The sequence below is a fragment of the Oenococcus sicerae genome (assembly GCF_004102045.2).
In the GTDB taxonomy this organism is placed as follows: domain Bacteria; phylum Bacillota; class Bacilli; order Lactobacillales; family Lactobacillaceae; genus Oenococcus; species Oenococcus sicerae.
On sequence record NZ_CP029684.2, the window covers coordinates 208305 to 228753 of the forward strand.

Below are 20449 nucleotides of genomic sequence, written 5' to 3' on the forward strand. Positions count from 1 at the left end.
TTATAACAATCTTTTAGTCGCTAGGTTTGACGGAAAAAACGCTAAATGACTCAATATCGTAGTAATCATGGAACAAATCAACAGCTTTTTTGAAAGTTAAAGTCTTAAGGTCAGCAATAATTCGAAAAACATTCACATTGATATCAAAACTATCGATCGTCGTCAAAATATTATTTTCAAGCTGATCCAAAGACATCGAAAGTTCTCCCAAAGTTGCTTGTTTTTGAACTTCGAATTCTTGTTCCAGCTTTGGATCAAACATGATCCTGCTTAACTGAAGTCGAATTTGCTCAAACAGCTGTTGATCTTTGCCACGTCCGGTAAAATTAATAAAATGATAATAGCGACTAATTTCAACTTGAGCAAAAAAATCTTCATCCAAAATTCCTTGATTGTAATTCCGCATGTACCAATTCGATGAATCTGAGAAATAAAGATCTAAAAGCAAATCGCTAGCAAAAGATAAAATAACCGCTTCTGTTACGTCAACCAATCTTTTGCTGCCTTTGATACCAGCAGTCAGTAGAGGCGTTGAAACAGGCATGATCTTGACTGCTTGCTTAATCACCGGAATTCGGTCATCGAATAAATTAATACGTGAAAAATCAGCAGGAAGACGCGTTAATTCTTTCTGCGTATCTTGGATCAGTTTGCTCATTTTTTTTGGATCAATTGGGCCCGTGATCTTTAAGTGAAGTTTATTCGGCTGATAAAAATAATGGTGAAAGCAATAGAGAAGTTCGGGGCTTAGTTGGTTAATTGTACTGATTTGGCCGCCAATATCTTGCGATAAAGGCTGATTTTGATAAAGATTTGTCATCAAACCAAGAGACAAAGCCCAATCAGGCATGTCTTGGTACATGGCTAGCTCTTGGCCAATAATGCCCTGTTCTTTATCGACGGAAGCCTGTGTATAATAAGGTTTTTGCACAAACTTCAACAAAAGTCTGATCGAATCATTGATATGCTCAGTAGCTTGAAAATAGTAAACTGTTTGTGTTTGACTCGTATAGGCATTGGAAAAGGCACCATAATTGCTAAAAATTTCGCTGACATCCCCTTCGGCCTTTTCAAACATTTTATGTTCGGCGAAGTGTGCAGTGCCAGATGGAAAAATAATTTTTTTGCCTTTCTCATCAACGATCTGCTGATCAACGGCACCTGCATCAACAAAAAGGGCCGCAAAAACAGAATGAAAATCCTTTTTAGGAATCAGAGTAATTTTTAAACCATCTTCAAGAGTCTGCGTATATACCGACTGCTGGTAATCATCGAATGTTTCAATTTTCATTTATCAATACCGCCTCAGTCTGCTGAATTACTTTTTTTGAAAATGCAACAACTTGATCAGCTGTGACCGAGTTAATAAGATCAATTGTTTGAGCAGTTGTTTTTTTATAGCCGGATACAAAGCCAGCTACTTCACGATCAATCGTATTATTCTGATAGTCTTGTCCGGAGATGATAGCAGTTATTAATTCGTTTTTGATCAACGAAAACAGACGATCTGAAAAATCATGTTGACGTATCTTATCAATTTGTCTATTAATTTCATTTTCAACTGCCGTCATATTTTGTTTATCTAGACCAGCCTGAATAAGCATCCAACCATCCTGCCCGAAAATAAGTGAATTAGTATAGTAAACTAATTGTTTTTTCTCTCGAATACTTAGAAATAATAACGATTGACTCGATCCCCCCAGCAGTTGAGAAAATAAAATTGCCGTGAAACGCTGGTCGGACAAATGATTATAATCAACAAAATTATAGGCATTTTCAAGCAAACTCTGGTCCCCACATTCATGCGTGCTGATTTTATTCAGTTCGTGGATCGCTTGCGTATAAACAATATTTTTATGGTTGATCGTATTGTGACTAACGATCGGCCATTTATTAACTAAGTTCTCGATCTTTTGGCTAGAAAGATTGCCCGACACCGTGAGAATTGTCTCATCATTGGAAAGCATTTGCCGATAAGCGCCTACAACCGAGGCATTCGTCACTTGTTTAATTAGTGCTTGGTCCCCATCGGCATGCACACGCAAATTTGCATCAGAAAAGTAATTTGCCAAAACGCGATCATGTAATTTATAACTTTTATTATCGAAGTTGGACAAAAATTCAGTCAGAAAATTCTTTTTTTCGATCTCAAACATTTTATCGGGAAATTGATCATGAATAATTAAAGGCGAAAAAATCTGTTCAGCTAAAAAAGCAAATGCTTTTTCCAGCAATTGGCTATCATGAAAAATTGCTGCATTTGGAAATTTAAGGCTTAGATGAATTTTAGCAAGACGACCAAAACGGCTCGTCGAGACTGAATAATGAGCGCCATAAAGCTCATTCAATTTCGTCGTCATTGCCTGTCGATCAGGATATGCCGCCGAACTGTTTTCCATCAAGACTGCCAGCAAAGACCTTTGGCTTGCCGTTTCTTTATTAAACGGCGCATAAAAATCCACTACCACTTTGACCGATTGGAACTGTGTCGTTTCGATGACAGCTAAATTAATACCATTCACTAATTTCTTCATAATTCTTCCTTAAAGGATTGGCGACAAAAGACGGGAAAACTTCTGCAAAACAGTCATGAAAAATCCTTGTTTTGCAAAATCCGCTTTGGTTAATAACTTCGATTTCGTTATGTCGATCGCAATCTGTTTCTCTATTTTTTTGGCAAAATAAGAGCTATAAATAAATGCATTTGACTCGAAGCTTAATTCGAAGGAACGAATATCCAAATTAGCTGATCCAATACTCACGATCTGATCATCGACCACCAAAAGTTTGCTGTGTAAAAAACCGGCATCGTAGCGATAAACATCAGCTCCGGCATCGATAAACTCTTGCGCATAATACTGAGTCGCCCGATAAACAAAAGGATGGTCAGGTCGATCAGGAATGAAAATGCGGACCTTGACACCCGCTGCTAGTGCGATCATCAATGATTCATAGATCGTCTGATCAGGAATCAAATATGGCGTCTGGATCGTAATAGATTTAGTAGCTAAAGTAATCATCTTTAAATAGCCCTGCTTTATCTGGGCTGTCAACGAATCAGGTCCAGAAGAAACAATTTGAATTGGATGAACACCATTTACTTGAGTCGCTGGAAAATAATGATCAAGAAAAGCTAATTTATCATTGGCATTAGCTGTAGCATTCCAGTCGATAAAAAATCTTGATTGCAGCGACAGCACCGCGTCCCCAATAATTTTTAGTTGAGAATCACGCCAATCACCAAAACGTTTTGACTTCCAAAGATATTGATCACCAACATTAAAACCGCCAATATAACCAACTTTCCCATCAATCACAACAATTTTACGATGAAATCGAAAATTAATTCTCAAAGCTAGAATCTGGAATCTTCTTGTTAAAAATGGATAAACAACGCCACCGGCATGCAGCAATCGCCGATACATAGAGATATGTGCGCCATGAGAACCATAAGCATCATAAATAACCCTGACCTCAACGCCTTCCTTTGCCTTTTTAACTAATAAATCAATTAATCTGTTGCCAATAACATCGTTAGCGATCGCGAAATAAGCCAAATGAATATGATCAGTCGCTTTTTCAATTTCAGCGAATAAATCATCGAAAAAATCTTGACCTTTAAAAAAGGTTTCCAGATCATTACCATAAGTTAGCATAGCGCCAGAATTATGTTGAAACAGCTGAGCCAACATCTTAGAAGCGCTATTTAATTGCAAATGGTGATTATAATATTTTTGGTTATCTTTAATTTGCTCACGACCAACAATTTCTTGACTTGTAAAATCAAAAATTTTTTTGTCTGAAATGCGGCGTCCAGCGAACCAATAAATCACAAAACCAAAGACGGGCAAAAATACCAGTACAACTAACCAAGCCCAAATTCTGCTAACTTCCCTCTTGCTCCAAAAAACTGTCACAAAAGCCAACGCAGCATTTAGAACCAAGATGGATGAAATTATAATCAGTAATAAACTCATAGGTCAATTATTTATTATATAGGTCAGCGATTCTACCGGGCGATAAAAAAGCAGCTCAATCAAGCTATTAAAGACGATTGTCGGCAAGACAGTAAAAATGATGTAATTTGCAAATGGCATATCAACTTGCCCAGTCAAAGAACCAGCGATAAAAACCAAAACATAAAAAATCACAAAACCACTCGCCAGTGTCCATAAAGTTGCTGAAATCCGATAAGGAATTCGTTGATCAATAAAAAACATTGTATATGCACTAACTAAATAAGCGATCAAATATGTACCAATTGCCTGAGTATAGTAGAGATCGAAAATCAGTCCAATTGCAGCAGTCCACCACCAAAAAGCAAATTTACGATCTGAACGAAAATGAACAGTATAAAATAAACCGATCAAAGTTAAGTTTGGCAAAATATACCAGCCCGAAAAAGATAAAAGATTTGAAAAGCTGGACATCAAACTGCCATCGAAAAAAACTAGAAAAAACAAAATGATCGGATAAAAAAAAGCCGGACGTAAGTAACGGTTATTCGATCTATTTTTATTTTGCATTGCCACCAACCTCGGTCACGGCCAAAACGCTGGAAATATCAGTTAAATCAGCAGCTGGCTGAATATAAATTTCTTTGGCAACACCGTATGTGTCATCACGAACACTAACAACCTTTCCGACATACAAGCCTTTCGGTAAAATGCCTCCAAGCCCCGATGTTTGAACTAAGCTGCCTTTTTTTACATTGACAGTTGAGGTTAATTCATCTAAAACCAATTGATTTTTATTTGAATCATAGGAAGAAATAATCCCATTAACTACTTCTTGATTTCCTGTCACCTGTACTGGGAAACGATCCGAATCAGAATTCATATTCGAAATTAAAGTGACCTTGCTGCTAGTGTTGGATACTTGACTAACTTTGCCAATCAAACCCTTAGAATCCAAAATCGGTGAATTTTTTTTGACGCCTGCATTTAGTCCTTGATTAATAATCAGTTGAGAATCCCAAGTACTAGGCGTGCGGCTGATCACGACAGCGCTGACTGTTTTGTAGTCAGTCAAAGAGTCTTTCAATTGGAGATTAGCTTTCAATTCCTTGTTTTCTTTTTGAAGAGCTTGAATCTTCACTTGATCCGCTGCGATCTGATCCACTCTTTTAACTAGACGGCCATTTTCTTTATATGTTTTAAAAAGCTGAGTTAAGGAATTTGTGGATTGTCCTAAAACATTCGTCGGCGCTGAAACACCGCGACCAAAAAAAGCAGCAACATCCGATGTAAAACGCTGCACGATCGGAATGCCTGTCGCTCTGCCATAAAAAAAACTCGACCCTATAATCAAGGCCACAGCCACGACCACCGAAATGATCGAAATTAAAATTTTTTTACCATTAAATCGCAATGAATGAACCTAATTATTTAAATTGCAGCTGAGATGAGCGAAGCATTTCGCCCAAGCCATTAGCAACTGCTTCCTGTGGATTTGGTGCAATAAAAACTGGTACATGAACTGTATCTGCAATAACACGATCTAAAAAGCGTAAATTAGCGCCACCGCCCGTCAAAGTGATACCGCGATCAATAATATCAGAAACCAGCTCGGGCAGAGATTCCTCCAAAGTTGTTTGAATTTCTGTCAAAATGTGATTAACAGGGCTCGCAATCGCTAATGCGACATCTTCAGATGTAACATCCCGCTGTGCCGGCAACCCGGAAATTAAGTCAATTCCCTTAACTGTTGCCGATCCTAATTGTTTTGAGGCTTTAATATCCGCTGAACCAATTTCTTGTTTCAATACTTCAGCATCACCTTCAGAAATCCGGAAATTATAACGCTGCAAAACCATATCCTTAATAGCTTCATTCATGGCATCACCGGCAAAAACAGTCGAACGAGAAGCGTTTGCTTTGCCAAGACTGATCGTAGCAATATCAACCGTACCACCGCCAAGATCGACGACCATAGTACCAGGAGCGTCGTAAACTGGTAATCCAGCACCAACTGCTGCTGCGATCGGTTCGTCAATAATATAGGCATCTTTGACACCTGCAGATTGAGCAGCATCTTTGACCGCTCGGCGTTCAACTTCCGTAACGCCGCTTGGCACGCCAATAACTGCCACAGGCTTTCCTAGACGATTATTATAAGCAACATTTAAAAAATAATTCAGCAGTCCCACAGTACCATTCAAATCAGAAATAACACCCTTACGCAAAGGGCGAATAACTGAAATAGTGGGCGGATTCTTTTCAAACATTTTATGAGCCGCTGAACCAACGGCCATCAGTTCTCCGGTCGCAGTATCTTTCGCAACGAAACTCGGTTCGTTGATAATAATACCTGAGCCTTCTAAATAGACCAAAGTATTGCTGGTGCCGAGATCAATCCCGACATTTTTTTGTCCAAATCCTATTGCCATATGTGTCCTATCCTCATAAGTATAACACGCTGTTTTTCAGCTCTTTTAGTCAATTTGAGTCAATTTTTTATTTAAATACGTGCGGACCTGGCTGACAAAATAGAGCGAACCGGTCACAACGATCATTTGCTTTTTGCGGTCGATTTTCGATAACAATTCATCCAATTGAGCATGCCATTCCTCATACTGATTTGATTGAGCCGTTTGTTTATATGCTTGCCAATTGACAGGAAAAACAGTTGCTAAGGGTAAACTATGAAAATCCGCAGCCGAAATTTGCTTTTTTTCCAAATGTCCAAACAGGATCAATTGTTCTTTGTCGCCATATTCTCTCAGTAAAGAGTCGTTCAATACAGCTACACCTTGCGGATTGTGTGCACCATCTAAGATGATCAAAGGATCCTCAGAAATTTTTTCCATTCGCGCCGGCCAACTAACAGTGTTTAAAAATTTGATTAATTTATCAGTCGACCATTGATCAATTATTTTCAAAAAAACATCATTTGGCAAAACAGCATGTAAATAAACTTTAACTGCGGCCCAAGCTAATGCTGCGTTGTAGCGCTGATAATAGCCCCGGGAAACTTTTATTTTAGCATCGATCTGGCCAAAAGTCACTTTTAATGCGACGGCACGAGCTTCGATCACATTTTTGGCTTCACTGGGGATACGACCATAAAGCAGTGCTTTTGTCGTTGGCTTAACAATACCAACTTTTTGAAAAGCAATTTTAGCCAGGGTATCACCGAGAATATCCATGTGATCCAAACCGACGCTTGTAATCACAGCCACCGTCGCATCAATAACATTCGTCGAATCCCATAGTCCGCCGATCCCGACTTCAAGCACAAGCGCATCCAGATCTGATTCGGAAAAATAAAGAATCGCGATCGCTGTAATAACTTCAAACTCAGTTTGGTTTGTATATTTTGCAGCAATTCGCTGCGTATAGGATGTCAGGTCTTCAGCTGAAATATAGTGGCCGTCAATCTCAATTCGTTCGTTGAATTTGATAATAAACGGTGAAATAAAGAGACCTGTTTTAAAGCCGGACGCCGTTAAAATAGCCTGCGAAAAGCGTGAGACAGAACCCTTGCCATTAGTGCCCGTGACATGAATAATTGGCGGCAGCTTTTTTTCTGGGTGTCCTAACTTATTTAATAGCGTCAGCATACGTTCTTGGGTATCATGCTTAATTCGTTCACCCGTATTAGTCAGTGAATGAATCCAGTTGATCGCTTCTGTTTCATTTTTAATCATGATTCTGCTTCAACTCATCAATTCGTGCTTGTGTTGCATTGAATTTAGCCTGCCAATCGCTTAGTTTGCCTTTCTCAGCTAACACAACTTTTTCAGGTGCGCTATTAACAAACTTTTCGTTGGCTAGTTTGTTTGATGAACGCTTCACTTCGGCTGAAAACTTATTAAGTTCGCCTTTTAGTCGATCGATTTCAGCATCCAGATCAATTAATTCAGCTAAAGGAATATATACTGTTGCGCCAGCGATCACGCGTGACATCGCTAAAGCAGGAGCTTGAATTTGAGAACCAATTTCTAATCGCTTCGGATGACCAAAACGATTGATATAGTCGATGTTACCCTTGAAAACGGGCATGAGTGACTGGTCATCAATGTTGATCAAAATATCGACCGGAACCGAAAGAGGCGTCTTAACCTCGGTCCGAATGTTTCTAATAGCTGTGATCAATTCCTGCAAAGCTGAAAAAGCATGCTCAGCTTCAGGATCATTCAATGACTGCTTGACTTTCGGATAATCAGCAATGACAAGACTGTCTGCCGGCTGGTGACCCGGTAATTGCTGAAAAATGGCTTCAGTCACAAATGGCATGATCGGGTGCAGCAAACGCAAGACTTGGTCCAGTACATAAACCAAAGTTTGTTGAACAGCAATTTTATTGCCAGCTACATCACTTGTCAATGTCTCTTTGGTCATTTCAATATACCAATCAGCAAAATCATTCCATATAAAATTGTAGAGCTGGCGGCCGACTTCACCGAATTCGAATTTTTCAAAATTTTTAGAAACTTTATCAACCGTTGCATTTAGGCGAGATAAAATCCACTTGTCAGCGAGTGTCAAGTCTTTTTTATCTGGCAAGGAAATTTTTGTATCAGTTTCTAGATTCATTAAAACATAGCGGGAAACATTCCAAATTTTATTCACAAAATTCCAGGCTGAGTCCATCTTGTCATAGGAAAAATTAAGGTCTTGACCCGGTGTTGAGCCCGTTGACAAAAACCAGCGCAAAGCATCGGTACCATATTTATCGATCACATCCATCGGATCAATACCATTACCCAAGGACTTGGACATTTTGCGGCCTTGCTGATCTCGCATCAAACCATGGATCAAGACATTTTTAAAAGGTCGTCTGCCTGTAAATTCTTTCGCTTGAAAAATCATACGACTGATCCAAAAGAAAATAATGTCATAGCCCGTGACCATCGTTGAAGTGGGGTAAAAGCGTTTGAAGTCTGGGTCTTCAGTATTCGGCCAGCCAAGCGTTGAGAAAGGCCATAGTGCGCTGGAAAACCAAGTATCCAAAACATCAGGATCTCTAGTCCAGCCATCCCCTGCCGGTGCGGTCAAGCCCACATATGTCTCTTGCTGGCCATCACTTTTCGTCCGATACCAGGCTGGAATTTGATGACCCCACCATAACTGCCGAGAAATAACCCAATCATGAACATTTTCCATCCAAGATTCATAAGTGCCTTCAAAACGCAATGGCCAGAAGTCAACTTTTTCATCGGTATTTTGCTGCATTTCTAATGCTTGTTTAGCCAATGGCGCCATTTTAACAAACCACTGGGTCGACAAACGCGCTTCAACTTGAACATCAGTACGTTCAGAATGTCCAACTGAATGGACAATCGGCTCAATATTCAACATAAAATCGCGGTCTTGCAAATCCTTGACAATTGCTTTGCGAGCAGCAAAACGGTCCAAGCCGACATACTTGCCGGCATTCTCATTCATCGAGGCATCCGCATTCATCGTATTGATCCGTGGTAGATTATGGCGATTGCCAACAAGGAAGTCATTGGGATCGTGAGCTGGTGTGATCTTGACCATGCCGGTTCCAAAATCCTTATCAACATATTGGTCAGCAATTATCTCAACTTGTCGATCAACCAAGGGCACGATTATTTTACGGCCAACCAATTCCTGATAACGTTTATCAGAAGGATTAACAGCAACGGCCGTATCACCAAACATCGTCTCTGGTCTAGTCGTAGCAATTTCAATATAGTGCCGACCATTAAACGTAAAATTCGGGTCCACAAAAGGATATTTGACGTGATAAAATGCGCCTTTATCATCTTCATGAATAACTTCAATATCAGATAAAGCCGTTTTGGCCTGTGGATCCCAGTTGATGATGTATTCACCTCGATAGATAAGTCCTTTATTGTAGAGGTCAACAAAAACTTTTTTAACGGCATCATTTAGACCCTTATCCAAGGTAAAACGCTCACGCGAAAAGTCTAGCGATAACCCAAGTTTTGCCCATTGCGTCTTGATAATGGCGGCATATTCATCCTTCCATTGCCAAACTTTATCAACGAACTTTTCGCGGCCTAGATCGTAACGAGAAATGCCGTCTTCTCGTAAACGTGCTTCCACTTTGGCTTGAGTTGCAATACCAGCGTGATCCATACCAGGCAACCATAAAGTGTCATATCCCTGCATACGTTTTTGCCTAATCAGCATATCCTGAAGCGTTGTATCCCAAGCATGACCAAGATGCAGCTTGCCAGTCACATTAGGCGGTGGAATTACGATGGCATAAGACTCGGGATCACCATCTGCATACTTAGCCGGTTTGATTTTTTTATCAACATCTGGATTAAATAATTCAGCTTTTTGCCAGCGATCATAAATCCCTCTTTCAATCTCCGTCGGATCATATTTAGTTGACATGTTAATTTGGCGCATTTTTAGTTATCCTTTCGATGGAAAAAGTAAAAAATCAGTAAGCAATCACTAACAGCATAATAGCTATAAGACGCAAATCGCCGTGGAGCAGCAGCTCTAAAATTCTTCTAATAACGAATAAGTTCTTTCTCATGATCAAATTAAAAACGCCCTGAGAATCTCTCGGGACGCTTTTGCGTGGTACCACCCAAGTTGCTTGTTGCCAAGCCACTTAATATTTACGTGTAAATTCCTCTTAGCAACCTTCAATTCTTGCACTCTGATTTTCAGCAACCATCAGATCTCTAAAATATGCGCCAATTTACTCCTCTAAGTTGTCTTTAAGTATATCTAATCGGTTAATAGCTTTCAAGCTAAAAAGGTGTTTGATTACGATTCAAATAACCTTCCTTTAGGCGCTCATAACTGCCCGCTTCAATTTGATTCAGCGCACGTCCAACTATATCAACGGTTCGCGAATAATCAAGATCTCGTTCGTAATAAAGACGTGCCTGCTGCAAGGCGGTCATAATTTCCTGGCGATCGGTAAAACGGTTTGCATAATGAATCAACTCAATAGCTAAATTAGCATTATTATACAGTTCAGATGAACTGGCTTTCAGATCAGCGAGGTCAGTCGTGACTTCGTGTGCTTGGCGCTGAGCGTCATCAAGATTAACACGAGAAGCAGCAACCATGTCGTTCAATGCTTTGATTTCATCTTGAACAGATATAAACTGCAGACGATAATCCGCTGGTAGTCCGGGCATATCTACTTGCTCTAAAACCCGTCGTATATTAGAAAGTTCGCCTGCATATTGTAATGCGATCCGTTTCAAATCATCAAATACCTGTGGGTAAGAACTAATTGTGACATATAAATCTTTTTGGTTTTTAGAAATCTGATTCAGCTGGCGGAAAAGGCCATTTTGAACCTCGCGCAAAGCCGTGAAAGCTGCTTTCTTTTCCTGCCAGCGTTTCTTATTATCATTATTTTGTGCTGAAACAGATTTAATTTGCTCGCCCCAGCCGCGCATATCTTCGACTTCGGAATGCGACAAAATATAGCGTTGATCCAAACGATCGATTTCTAAAGTTAATTCCTGATTTTGAGCCCGGACGTGCGCCAATTCATTCGCCAAACGACGATCATTCTTTTTGACATCGTATTCAGCACTGTACTCGCTTTCAATTGTGTCATACAGCGTTTTAATTTGAACCTCTAAAAGTCGTTGGGCATCAACTGTTTTTTTAACATCCAGGTTCTTAAGCATATTCAAAATCTGCTCGTGATTCTTCCGCATATCAGAAATCACAACATTTGGATCCGCATCAAAAACAAATCCTTTTTTGGTTAACTCATCAGCACCCGTCTGCAGTTCTTTAAAATTAGCTGGATAACGATTGATCAATTTATCGTATAAAGGCGGAATATCAATCATTTTCTTTTCCAGATCATTAGTTTCGACCCGCAATTGTTCATAGACATCAGTCGCAGAACTGTGGTCACCTGCTTCAGTTAATTTGACGAATTTCGCAAAACTATCTTCTAGTCCAGATAAAACATTTTCTAGTGGTTCGGAAGCGGGGCCGTATTTAAAAGACTCAGCTAAAATCTTCTTACGCAGCTTGTCATATCTAGTCCGAAGTTCATCAACGGCTTTGCGGTGCTCTTGATCAACCTCATTTAGTTTTTGCAAACCAACTTGGATACTGGCAATTTTGTCTTTAGTTTCTTTCAAAGTTGTATCCAACGTATTGAATTCATCACGCGTTTTAAATACATTCAAGCCACGTGAATCGAAAACAACTGAGTTAGCCAGCTGATCAATATGAAGAAACTTTGAATTCTCGATATCATTGTAGTCAGCTTCTAAACGCTGGTAGCCATGCAAAGACTTACCAGTTAAACTGAGTTTACGAGCATCCAAAAGTGTCTGTTGAACATTAATTTGTGCCAACTTATCTTTTTGAGCAACGATATCGTTGGCTCTGCGCGCATAAGAACGCTGAAAAAGAACTGCGGCTAAATAGCCGATTAATAAAATTATCGCAATTATTAGAATAATCAAAGTCATAGCTGTACCTTATTTTATGTCTTGTCATGCATCGTCTGAAACAACATCAGCTTTTCTTAAAATCTAGTTCCCCTGCATACGAACGCTCTGATATCTACGACTTGATTTAATAACAAAGAGCGCGTATTATATAAGGGTTGTTCACAGCAGTTAAGTAGGAAGCTCGTCAACAAATCAGTTTCAAAGCAAATCTTTGAGTAGGCAAGCTGTCACGACCGAAGCTGATCTGCACGAATCTGAGCTTAACCCATTTACAACAAGAATGGAGAAAATATGTCACGTTATACCGGACCAAAATGGCGTTTGAGTCGTCGTCTCGGTATTTCTCTTCTAGGAAATGGCAAGGAATTAGCAAAACGTCCTTACGCTCCTGGTGATCACGGGAATACTGGTCGTCGCCCAAAGCTTTCAGAATATGCAACACAGTTGCGCGAAAAGCAAAAGCTTCGTTTTACTTATGGATTGTCTGAGCGCCAATTCCATAATTTGTTCTTAAAAGCCGGCAGAATCCGTAAGGGGCTGCACGGTACCAACTTCTTCATCTTACTTGAGACTCGTTTGGACTCAGTTGTCTATCGACTTGGATTGGCGACAACCCGTGCTCAATCCCGTCAATTGGTCAATCATGGTCATATTCTTGTTGATGGCAAGCGTGTGACGATCCCATCTTTTGAAGTTAAACCCGGACAAGTTATTTCCGTCCGCGAACGTTCTAAAAAGATTGTACCGATCGTAAACGCTGTCGAAGCATCTCTTCACAACACACCCTTCGTAGAATTCGATGCCGATAAACTTGAAGGTAAGTTGACTCGTTATCCAGAACGTGATGAACTGGGCGCAGATATCAACGAATCTTTGATCGTTGAATATTACAACCGTCTTGGTTAATCATGAATATTGATTTTAAAAAGATCAGCAGGAAAACTGCTGATTTTTTTTTATTTAGTCATCACTGCAAACTTTAAACAAAGTACTCAATAGCAATCATCATTTTTTAGCTAATTCTAATTAATCTTCATAGTTTTTCAGTTAGTTGATAATTACAATCAGTGGAAATTTTGTTAAGCAACTTGTCATAATAAAAAAAGAACCAACAAACTTCTGCTGGTTCTTTTTTATTGATTTAATTAGCATGATGAAACCATGCTATTTTTTTATCCAATAAAGCGACAGCATCATTAGCCATGTATAGCATATAAGTGAAAAACAGGACCAAAGATGCATCCCCTTGAGCTGCCGTAATTCCCCATAGAATAACTTGGGCAGCACCTTGCAAGATCCAAAAATAATAAGATTCCGAAAAACGCAAGGTTGTCAATAAAGCACCGGAAATGCCAATAGCAGCGGTAAATGAATCCACCATTGGCCGTGGTGTTTTCGTAATATAAATTTCAAAAAAGTAAAGAATAATCCAAGCTAGTATGAAGACAACTGCAAATAATTTGTACCAGTAAGCTGAATTATGTTTCTCACCACGCGCATCAACCTCAGAAATTTTACGAACTTTTTTTTCAACGTCAATCGCCCAATTGGGTGAAATCAAGACTGGAATATCTAGTAAAACAATATAAACGCCCTGCAAGATGGCGTCAGACGGATTATGAGCAGAAATGGCGACAACAATATAAATCAAAGCTGAAATCAGACCAAAAACGCCATTCAATGGTCGTGTATTTGTGATGGCCAGTGTCGTCGTAAAACCCAAAATAGCGGCAACGAAAGTCCAAATTGCTATGTCTGTCAGCGGATTGCTAAAGGTCTGCCAAGCAATAAAAAGGTAACCAAAAATAAGCAGTCCGTAGGATGACTTTGACCAACCCGACATTTGATGAACATACCAGGATGGTTTGAATAAATCTTTAAAAGTGTGCTGTTGTTGCATATCATTTTCTCCCTAATTTAAAATAGCTGTGTTAAGACACATCGTTCAAGAATAACAAAAATCCCGACGCAAAGTCGAGATTTTCGGAAGAATATTGAAATGTAATATGATTAATGAATTAAATAACTATTGATGAAAAATTACATCATTCCTGGCATACCAGGTGCTGCAGGAGCAGCTGGAGCATCAGGTTTAGGCAATTCAGCAACAACAGCTTCAGTCGTTAAAATCATAGCTGAAACAGAAGCAGCATTTTGCAGCGCAGAACGAGCAACTTTGGTCGGATCAACAATTCCAGCCTCGATCATGTTTACCCACTCGCCAGTAGCAGCATTAAAACCAACTTCTAGTTTTTCAGATTTGGCATGTTCAGCAATGACGGAGCCCTCTAAACCAGCATTTTCAGCAATTTGGCGAAGCGGCTCTTCTAAGGCACGAAGCACAATTCTTGCACCGGTCTCTGCATCACCAGTTAGCTGGCTAACAACTTTTTTAACTTCCGGAAGGACATTGACAAAGGCGGTACCACCACCAGCAACATAGCCTTCTTCAACAGCGGCACGAGTGGCATTTAAAGCATCTTCGATCCGGTACTTCTTTTCTTTTAATTCAGTCTCGGTGGCAGCACCAACACGAACAACAGCAACACCGCCAGCTAACTTAGCTAAACGTTCCTGCAATTTTTCTCGATCAAAATCAGACGTCGTATTATCAATTTCTTGACGAATGGCCTTAATTCTGTCTGCTAAAGCTGACTTATCACCTTTTCCTTCAACGATCGTGGTCTTATCTTTCGTGATACTAATGCGATTAGCTTGTCCCAGCTGATCAATAGCAACATCTTTCAGCTGCAAACCAAGATCCTCAGTAATCACAGTTGCACCGGTTAAAATCGCAATATCCTCTAACTGGGCTTTACGACGGTCACCAAATCCGGGTGCCTTAACAGCGGCAACGTTAAAAGTACCACGCAGCTTATTTAATACCAGCGTTGGCAAAGCTTCGCCCGTGATATCATCGGCAATGATCAACAAAGAACGGCCCTGCTCAACAACGCTTTGCAAAACAGGTAGAATATCTTGAATATTTCCAACTTTTTGGTCAGTGATCAAAATATAAGGATTATCCAAATTTGTCTCCATTTTGTCGTTATCGGTGACAAAATATTGGCTCATGTAACCGCGATCAAACTGCATGCCTTCAACAACATCTAGTTCAGTCTCGATACCTTTGGATTCTTCGATCGTAATAACACCATCATGACCAACTTTTTCCATGGCATCAGCAATCAGCTTGCCTGTTTCGTCATTTGCTGCGGAAATTGAAGCGATTTGCTGAATCGATGATGAGTCTTTAACTTCATGAGAATTAGCTTTTAAACCAGCAACGGCTGCGGCCGTTGCTTTTTCGATTCCGGCACGAATACCAACCGGATTAGCACCAGCAGTCACATTTTTAAGACCCTCATTAACGATAGCTTGTGTTAAAACGGTTGCAGTTGTTGTACCATCACCAGCAACGTCGTTGGTTTTAGAGGCAGCTTCCGTAACGAGTTTGGCACCCATGTTCTCGTAATGGTCATCTAATTCAATCGCTTTAGCAATTGTGACACCATCATTAGTAATCGTTGGTGTTCCATAGCTTTGTTCCAAGACAACGTTGCGGCCCTTAGGACCGATCGTCGTCTTAACAGCATCGGCTAGCTTATCTATTCCAGCCTGCATCCTTGCACGAGCATCTTCAGAAAAACGAACTTCTTTAGCCATGAATTACAGCACCCCCAAAATATCTTTTTCATGAACGATAAGGTAATCTTCCCCATCGATCGTTACTTGTGAACCAGCGTACTTATCAAACATCACTTTGTCGCCGACTTTAACAGATTTGGGTGCTTCTGCATCCCCGATAGTTGCCGTCGAAACTGCAATAACAGAACCTGTAACTGGCTTTTCCTTTGCATTGTTTGCAATTAAAATACCACCAACTTTTTCTTCCTCTGGTTGGTCGATACTAAGAACAATTCGATCGCCTAATGGTTTGATCATATGTGTAAAACCTCCTTTAAACTTGTTCCGCATCAAATTATAACGCAATAGGTCAAAAAAGGTCAAACTTCTTGACAAAGTCTGACCTTTTAAAATAAACCGTTATTTTTTACTTTTTATTTAGCACTTTTGATGTTTTTAAAATTATCAACGAAATAAATTAAAGTCTGCATACCAGTTGTCAAATCAACGTTTTGTACACGAACACTGTTTGGAACTGTAATTCTGATAGGCGAAAAGTTTAAAATACCTTTAACACCAGCGGCAACTAATTGATCAGTGACTTGTTGAGCCGACCTCTCGGGAACTGTCAGGATCGCAATAGTCACATCGGCCTTTTTCAATTCCGTTTCTAACTGATCAACTGCGTATACTGGCAGAAGCTCATCTTTTTCATTCTTAATCTGAACCGTCTTTTTCTTGGGATCACTATCAAAACCCATAATGATCTCAATATTGTTCGAATGAACAAAGTTATACTTCATCAAAGCCTGGCCTAAATTGCCGACACCGACAACGGCTACTTTATTTAATTTGTCCTGAGACAAGACTTTACTGAAGAAATTCAGTAAAGCAGCAACATCATAACCAAAACCGCGTTTCCCCAGTGCCCCAAAGTAAGAAAAGTCACGTCTAACCGTCGCCGCATCAAACTTAATCGCCTCAGATATTTCAGATGAGTTGATTCGTTTGATCCCAGCTGCATGCAGTGAAGATAGATAATAGTAATAAATAGGTAATCGTTGAGCCGTAGCTCGCGGTATTTGTGTATCAGCAGTCATTTTTATCAAATCCTTTCATTGATTCACATTTCCATTGTAAACGAATTAGATAAAAAAATCACAAAAATTGTGAAATAATCACATTCTTGTAAAATTTAAAGAAGGATCAACATTCAAATCTAAGCCGGAAAAGTGCTTTTGCTTGTAAGCAAGAAAAGCAGCGGCACCAATCATAGCAGCATTATCACCCGATAATTCAATTGGTGCTTCAGTGAGTACCAATTGATATTTCATAGCTAAATCCTCTACAGCGCAGCGCAGAGCAAGATTGGCTGCGACACCGCCGCCCAGTAATAACTGCTGAGGCTGAAATTTTTCAATTGCTAATGTCACTTTTTCAATGATCGCTTCAATGACAGCTTTTTGAAAACTCGCTGCAACATCATTTTTGTTGATCGTTCGGTCTAATTGTTTTTCATGATGTACATAATTCAACACAGCTGATTTTAAACCAGAAAAAGAAAAATCGAAATCAGCTTCTGTATGCGCAATCGGAAAATGAATGTCTGCATGCCCTTTTTGGGCCATTTCCTGCATTTCTTTACCAGCTGGATATTTAAGTCCTAGAATTCGGCCGACCTTATCAAAAGCCTCGCCAGCAGCGTCATCCAAGGTCGTTCCAATAATTTGAAAAACATTTTCTTTGGCCATCCAAACAAGCTCAGTGTGTCCGCCGGAAACCATAATGGCCATAGCTGGATAGACAGTTGCTTTAACGAAATTAGCCGCACTGATATGGCCAGCCAAATGATTCACACCAATGAAAGGCAGATTGTGTACCATCGCAAAAGTTTTACCAGCCATTAATCCGATCAATAACGAGCCCACTAGTCCGGGACCGAAAGTCGCAGCAACAGCCGATAATTGAGTCTCAGGATCAGTGATATGGGCCTGCATCAACGCTTCTTGCGTGACACGATCAATCCATTCAAGATGATGACGACTGGCTACTTCGGGTACAATTCCTCCAAAGCGTTGATGGCTTGCGATTTGTGTGGCAACAATATTGCTTAAAATGATATGACCATTTTTCACAACTGAAGCACTGGTCTCGTCAGCCGAGGACTCAAAAGCTAAGATCAAATTATCATGTGAATCAGTCATAGCTGCCACTCCATTTCGATCGCATCTTCATGGTCGCCATCATAATAGCCAACCAATTCTTGCGTTTTTTTGAAACCAATTTTTTCATATAATTGAAAGGCCCTGAAATTAGATTGGCGTACCTCCAAGGACAAAGTTGTTAAATGGTTGTCTAGGACCAGCTTGCCAGCTAATTTCATTAAATAACTGCCCAAGCCTTTGCTTTGCCAAATCGGCAGCACTGCAATATTTGTAATATGCAGGTCCTGTGAACTTTTGCGATAAGACAGACCGAGAAAGGCAATTGTTTGATCATCAATGCTAGCCGACAAATATAATTTCCCATGCTGACGACTGATTTCAGCCACAAAAGCCTGCTGATCCCAAGGCGCAGACCCAGTATAAACAGCTTCCTCAATTTCAACTAATTTTTTTGTGTCAGCCAAACTGGCTTCACGAATCAAGACTGTTTTACCCGCGATCTGAATTTGGTGAGCTGCGAATCCTGCTATTTTTTTAGACTTCAGAAACATACTTCGCGTAATCCCCATCTTTAGCTTCCGGGTGTTTTTGCAGCCAATTCATTTCAGCAGCTGTTTTCCTCAGATAATTCGGCACAAAAAGAGCTGGATCAGCACCGGCAGATTTTATACTTAATTTTGCCAGAACTTCAGGATCGATCAAAACACTAGCTGGTCGTTCGACAAACTGAAAACCCGCAGTTTTAATTTCGTCTTTAAATTCATCAGCGCTAGCTTCTTCGAATATAAAGCAGCTATTCTCAGGCAGTGTTTGTAAAAGATCAGTAAATAACCAATGTTTTTCTTCAACGACTGCTTGATTTTTCGAATCAAAGGCAGCGGCAAAAACATTATGATTACGCGCATTGATCATCGGTACTTTCACGACAGCTGAACGAATTGAAGCAGAGCACGCGATCACCAGCGAAGTTGAAAGGGGTACCAGAACAGCTGAAGTCTGACTAGCTAAAATTTTCGCCACGGTCGCACCTATTCTCAATCCTGTAAATGAGCCAGGGCCTGCCGTGACCGCAATACGGTCCAGATCATCATAGTGCCAACCAGCTGTTTTCAGTAAAGCATCAATTGCTGGTAAAATTTTTGTCGAATGAGTTCTTGGCTGATCATCATTATGATCGTGCGCAAAAAAAAGGCCAGTCTGAGAATCCAAAAGGCCAACATTCAAAGCAGCACCACTCGTATCAAACGATAAGATCTTCATTACTTTTTATCGTCGTACCCTTGTGGATGTTTTTGCATCCAATTCCAGGCTGTCTTTATTTCATCTTCAACATTGCTTAATTTTGGATCCCAGCCCAAAACTTCTTTTGCTTTTTTTGGACTAGCTACCAAGGCATCAGGATCGCCACCGCGACGAGGTCCGATCTCAACCTTAAAATCAATGCCCGTCACTTTTTTAGCAGCATCGATCAGCTGCTTGTTAGACATGCCAGCTTCCGTTCCTAAGTTGAAACGGTTTGATTTATTTTCCCGTTGCAAATAGTCCAAGGCCAAAACATGTGCATCCGCTAAATCAACAACATGCACATAATCACGAACATTCGTGCCATCCGGTGTCTTGTAATCGTCACCAAAGATCACCATTTTATCTTTTTTACCCTGAGCTGCCATTAAAATATTTGGGATCATATGTGTTTCAGGATTATGATCTTCACCAATAGAACCATCCACTTTCGCACCAGCAACGTTGAAATAGCGCAAGGCAACGCCTTTGATCCCATAAGCACGATCAGACCAATCCATGATTTGTTCCATTTGCAGTTTTGTTAAACCATAGGGATTGATCGGTTTTTGTTCTTCTTCTTCTGTAATCGGATTATGTTTCGGTACACCATAGGTAGCAGCTGATGAAGAAAAAACAATTTTTTTCACATCGTGGTCACGCATAGCTTCAAGTAAAGAAATAACACCAAAAGTATTATTATCAAAATAAAACAGAGGTTTCGTCATTGACTCGCCAACTTGCGTCAGAGCAGCAAAATGAACAACAGCATCAAAGCTATTTGCATCAAAGATCTTTTTTAACGCTGTTTTATCGCGTACATCAGCTTCATAAAAAGCGACATTCTTAGGCACGGCATCGCGATGACCTGTATAAAGATTATCGACTACTGTTACTTGATCTCCATGTGCCAGCAATCGATCGACCGTATGCGACCCAATATATCCAGCACCGCCTGTTACTAATACATTCATATTTACTCTCCTAT

Annotated in this window: 18 protein-coding genes; 1 reads left to right on the top strand and 17 read right to left on the bottom strand. The window is 40.1% G+C overall.

Translation table 11 applies throughout. The annotated features are described in order from the left end of the window. Nucleotides 1-13: 13 nt before the first annotated feature. The 9 genes from yfmH to ezrA form a co-directional block, all read right to left on the bottom strand. Nucleotides 14-1291 (bottom strand): EF-P 5-aminopentanol modification-associated protein YfmH, encoded by a 1278-nt coding sequence (yfmH, locus tag DLJ48_RS01090; protein WP_128685135.1) that lies wholly within the window; start codon nucleotides 1289-1291, stop codon nucleotides 14-16. Further along, entirely contained in the window at nucleotides 1281-2534 is a 1254-nt protein-coding gene (gene yfmF / locus DLJ48_RS01095) for an EF-P 5-aminopentanol modification-associated protein YfmF (protein WP_128685137.1), read from the bottom strand. Before yfmF ends, yfmH begins: the two co-directional genes overlap by 11 nt. A gap of 9 nt (nucleotides 2535-2543) precedes the next feature. After that, on the bottom strand, nucleotides 2544-3977 hold the full coding sequence (gene cls / locus DLJ48_RS01100; RefSeq protein ID WP_128685139.1) for a cardiolipin synthase: 1434 nt from the start codon (nucleotides 3975-3977) through the stop codon (nucleotides 2544-2546). Between the two features lie 3 nt (nucleotides 3978-3980). After that, a complete protein-coding gene (gene mreD, locus DLJ48_RS01105) occupies nucleotides 3981-4526 on the bottom strand; it encodes a rod shape-determining protein MreD (RefSeq protein WP_128685142.1) in 546 nt (181 codons plus the stop codon). Continuing rightward, on the bottom strand, nucleotides 4516-5370 hold the full coding sequence (gene mreC / locus DLJ48_RS01110) for a rod shape-determining protein MreC (protein ID WP_128685144.1): 855 nt from the start codon (nucleotides 5368-5370) through the stop codon (nucleotides 4516-4518). The genes mreD and mreC overlap by 11 nt, the downstream gene beginning before the upstream one ends. 13 nt (nucleotides 5371-5383) lie before the next feature. Continuing rightward, nucleotides 5384-6388: a rod shape-determining protein gene (gene mreB, locus DLJ48_RS01115; protein ID WP_128685146.1), complete on the bottom strand. Its 1005-nt coding sequence runs from the start codon at nucleotides 6386-6388 to the stop codon at nucleotides 5384-5386. Nucleotides 6389-6433: 45 nt separating this feature from the next. Then, complete coding sequence (locus DLJ48_RS01120) at nucleotides 6434-7648, bottom strand: bifunctional folylpolyglutamate synthase/dihydrofolate synthase (RefSeq protein ID WP_128685148.1); 1215 nt, start codon at nucleotides 7646-7648, stop codon at nucleotides 6434-6436. Beyond that, complete coding sequence (locus tag DLJ48_RS01125; protein WP_128685150.1) at nucleotides 7641-10349, bottom strand: valine--tRNA ligase; 2709 nt, start codon at nucleotides 10347-10349, stop codon at nucleotides 7641-7643. Before DLJ48_RS01125 ends, DLJ48_RS01120 begins: the two co-directional genes overlap by 8 nt. A 353-nt stretch (nucleotides 10350-10702) precedes the next feature. Next, complete coding sequence (gene ezrA, locus DLJ48_RS01130; protein ID WP_128685152.1) at nucleotides 10703-12406, bottom strand: septation ring formation regulator EzrA; 1704 nt, start codon at nucleotides 12404-12406, stop codon at nucleotides 10703-10705. Between the two features lie 273 nt (nucleotides 12407-12679). Here ezrA and rpsD point away from each other — a divergent pair, with 273 nt between their 5' ends. Continuing rightward, the gene (rpsD, locus tag DLJ48_RS01135; protein ID WP_128685154.1) at nucleotides 12680-13294 is read left to right on the top strand and encodes a 30S ribosomal protein S4; all 615 of its coding nucleotides are present in this window, start codon (nucleotides 12680-12682) and stop codon (nucleotides 13292-13294) included. 235 nt (nucleotides 13295-13529) lie between these two features. On the opposite strand, the gene pnuC is transcribed toward rpsD, so the two are convergent. The 8 genes from pnuC to galE form a co-directional block, all read right to left on the bottom strand. Further along, complete coding sequence (gene pnuC, locus DLJ48_RS01140) at nucleotides 13530-14288, bottom strand: nicotinamide riboside transporter PnuC (RefSeq protein ID WP_128685156.1); 759 nt, start codon at nucleotides 14286-14288, stop codon at nucleotides 13530-13532. Between the two features lie 140 nt (nucleotides 14289-14428). Further along, entirely contained in the window at nucleotides 14429-16054 is a 1626-nt protein-coding gene (gene groL / locus DLJ48_RS01145) for a chaperonin GroEL (protein ID WP_128685158.1), read from the bottom strand. A 3-nt stretch (nucleotides 16055-16057) separates the two neighbouring features. After that, nucleotides 16058-16333, bottom strand: a complete 276-nt coding sequence (locus DLJ48_RS01150) for a GroES family chaperonin (RefSeq protein WP_128685160.1) — start codon at nucleotides 16331-16333, stop codon at nucleotides 16058-16060. Nucleotides 16334-16449: 116 nt separating this feature from the next. After that, a complete protein-coding gene (locus DLJ48_RS01155) occupies nucleotides 16450-17115 on the bottom strand; it encodes a redox-sensing transcriptional repressor Rex (RefSeq protein WP_128685162.1) in 666 nt (221 codons plus the stop codon). Between the two features lie 78 nt (nucleotides 17116-17193). Next, nucleotides 17194-18219 (bottom strand): tRNA (adenosine(37)-N6)-threonylcarbamoyltransferase complex transferase subunit TsaD, encoded by a 1026-nt coding sequence (tsaD, locus tag DLJ48_RS01160; protein WP_128685164.1) that lies wholly within the window; start codon nucleotides 18217-18219, stop codon nucleotides 17194-17196. Next, nucleotides 18216-18731, bottom strand: a complete 516-nt coding sequence (gene rimI / locus DLJ48_RS01165) for a ribosomal protein S18-alanine N-acetyltransferase (protein WP_128685166.1) — start codon at nucleotides 18729-18731, stop codon at nucleotides 18216-18218. The genes tsaD and rimI overlap by 4 nt, the downstream gene beginning before the upstream one ends. Continuing rightward, nucleotides 18715-19440, bottom strand: coding sequence for a tRNA (adenosine(37)-N6)-threonylcarbamoyltransferase complex dimerization subunit type 1 TsaB (gene tsaB, locus DLJ48_RS01170; RefSeq protein WP_128685168.1), 726 nt, complete (start codon nucleotides 19438-19440; stop codon nucleotides 18715-18717). Before tsaB ends, rimI begins: the two co-directional genes overlap by 17 nt. Continuing rightward, nucleotides 19440-20435 carry a UDP-glucose 4-epimerase GalE gene (gene galE, locus DLJ48_RS01175; protein WP_128685169.1) on the bottom strand — a complete coding sequence of 332 codons (996 nt, stop codon included), beginning with the start codon at nucleotides 20433-20435 and terminating at the stop codon, nucleotides 19440-19442. The genes tsaB and galE overlap by 1 nt, the downstream gene beginning before the upstream one ends. Nucleotides 20436-20449 lie beyond the last annotated feature (14 nt).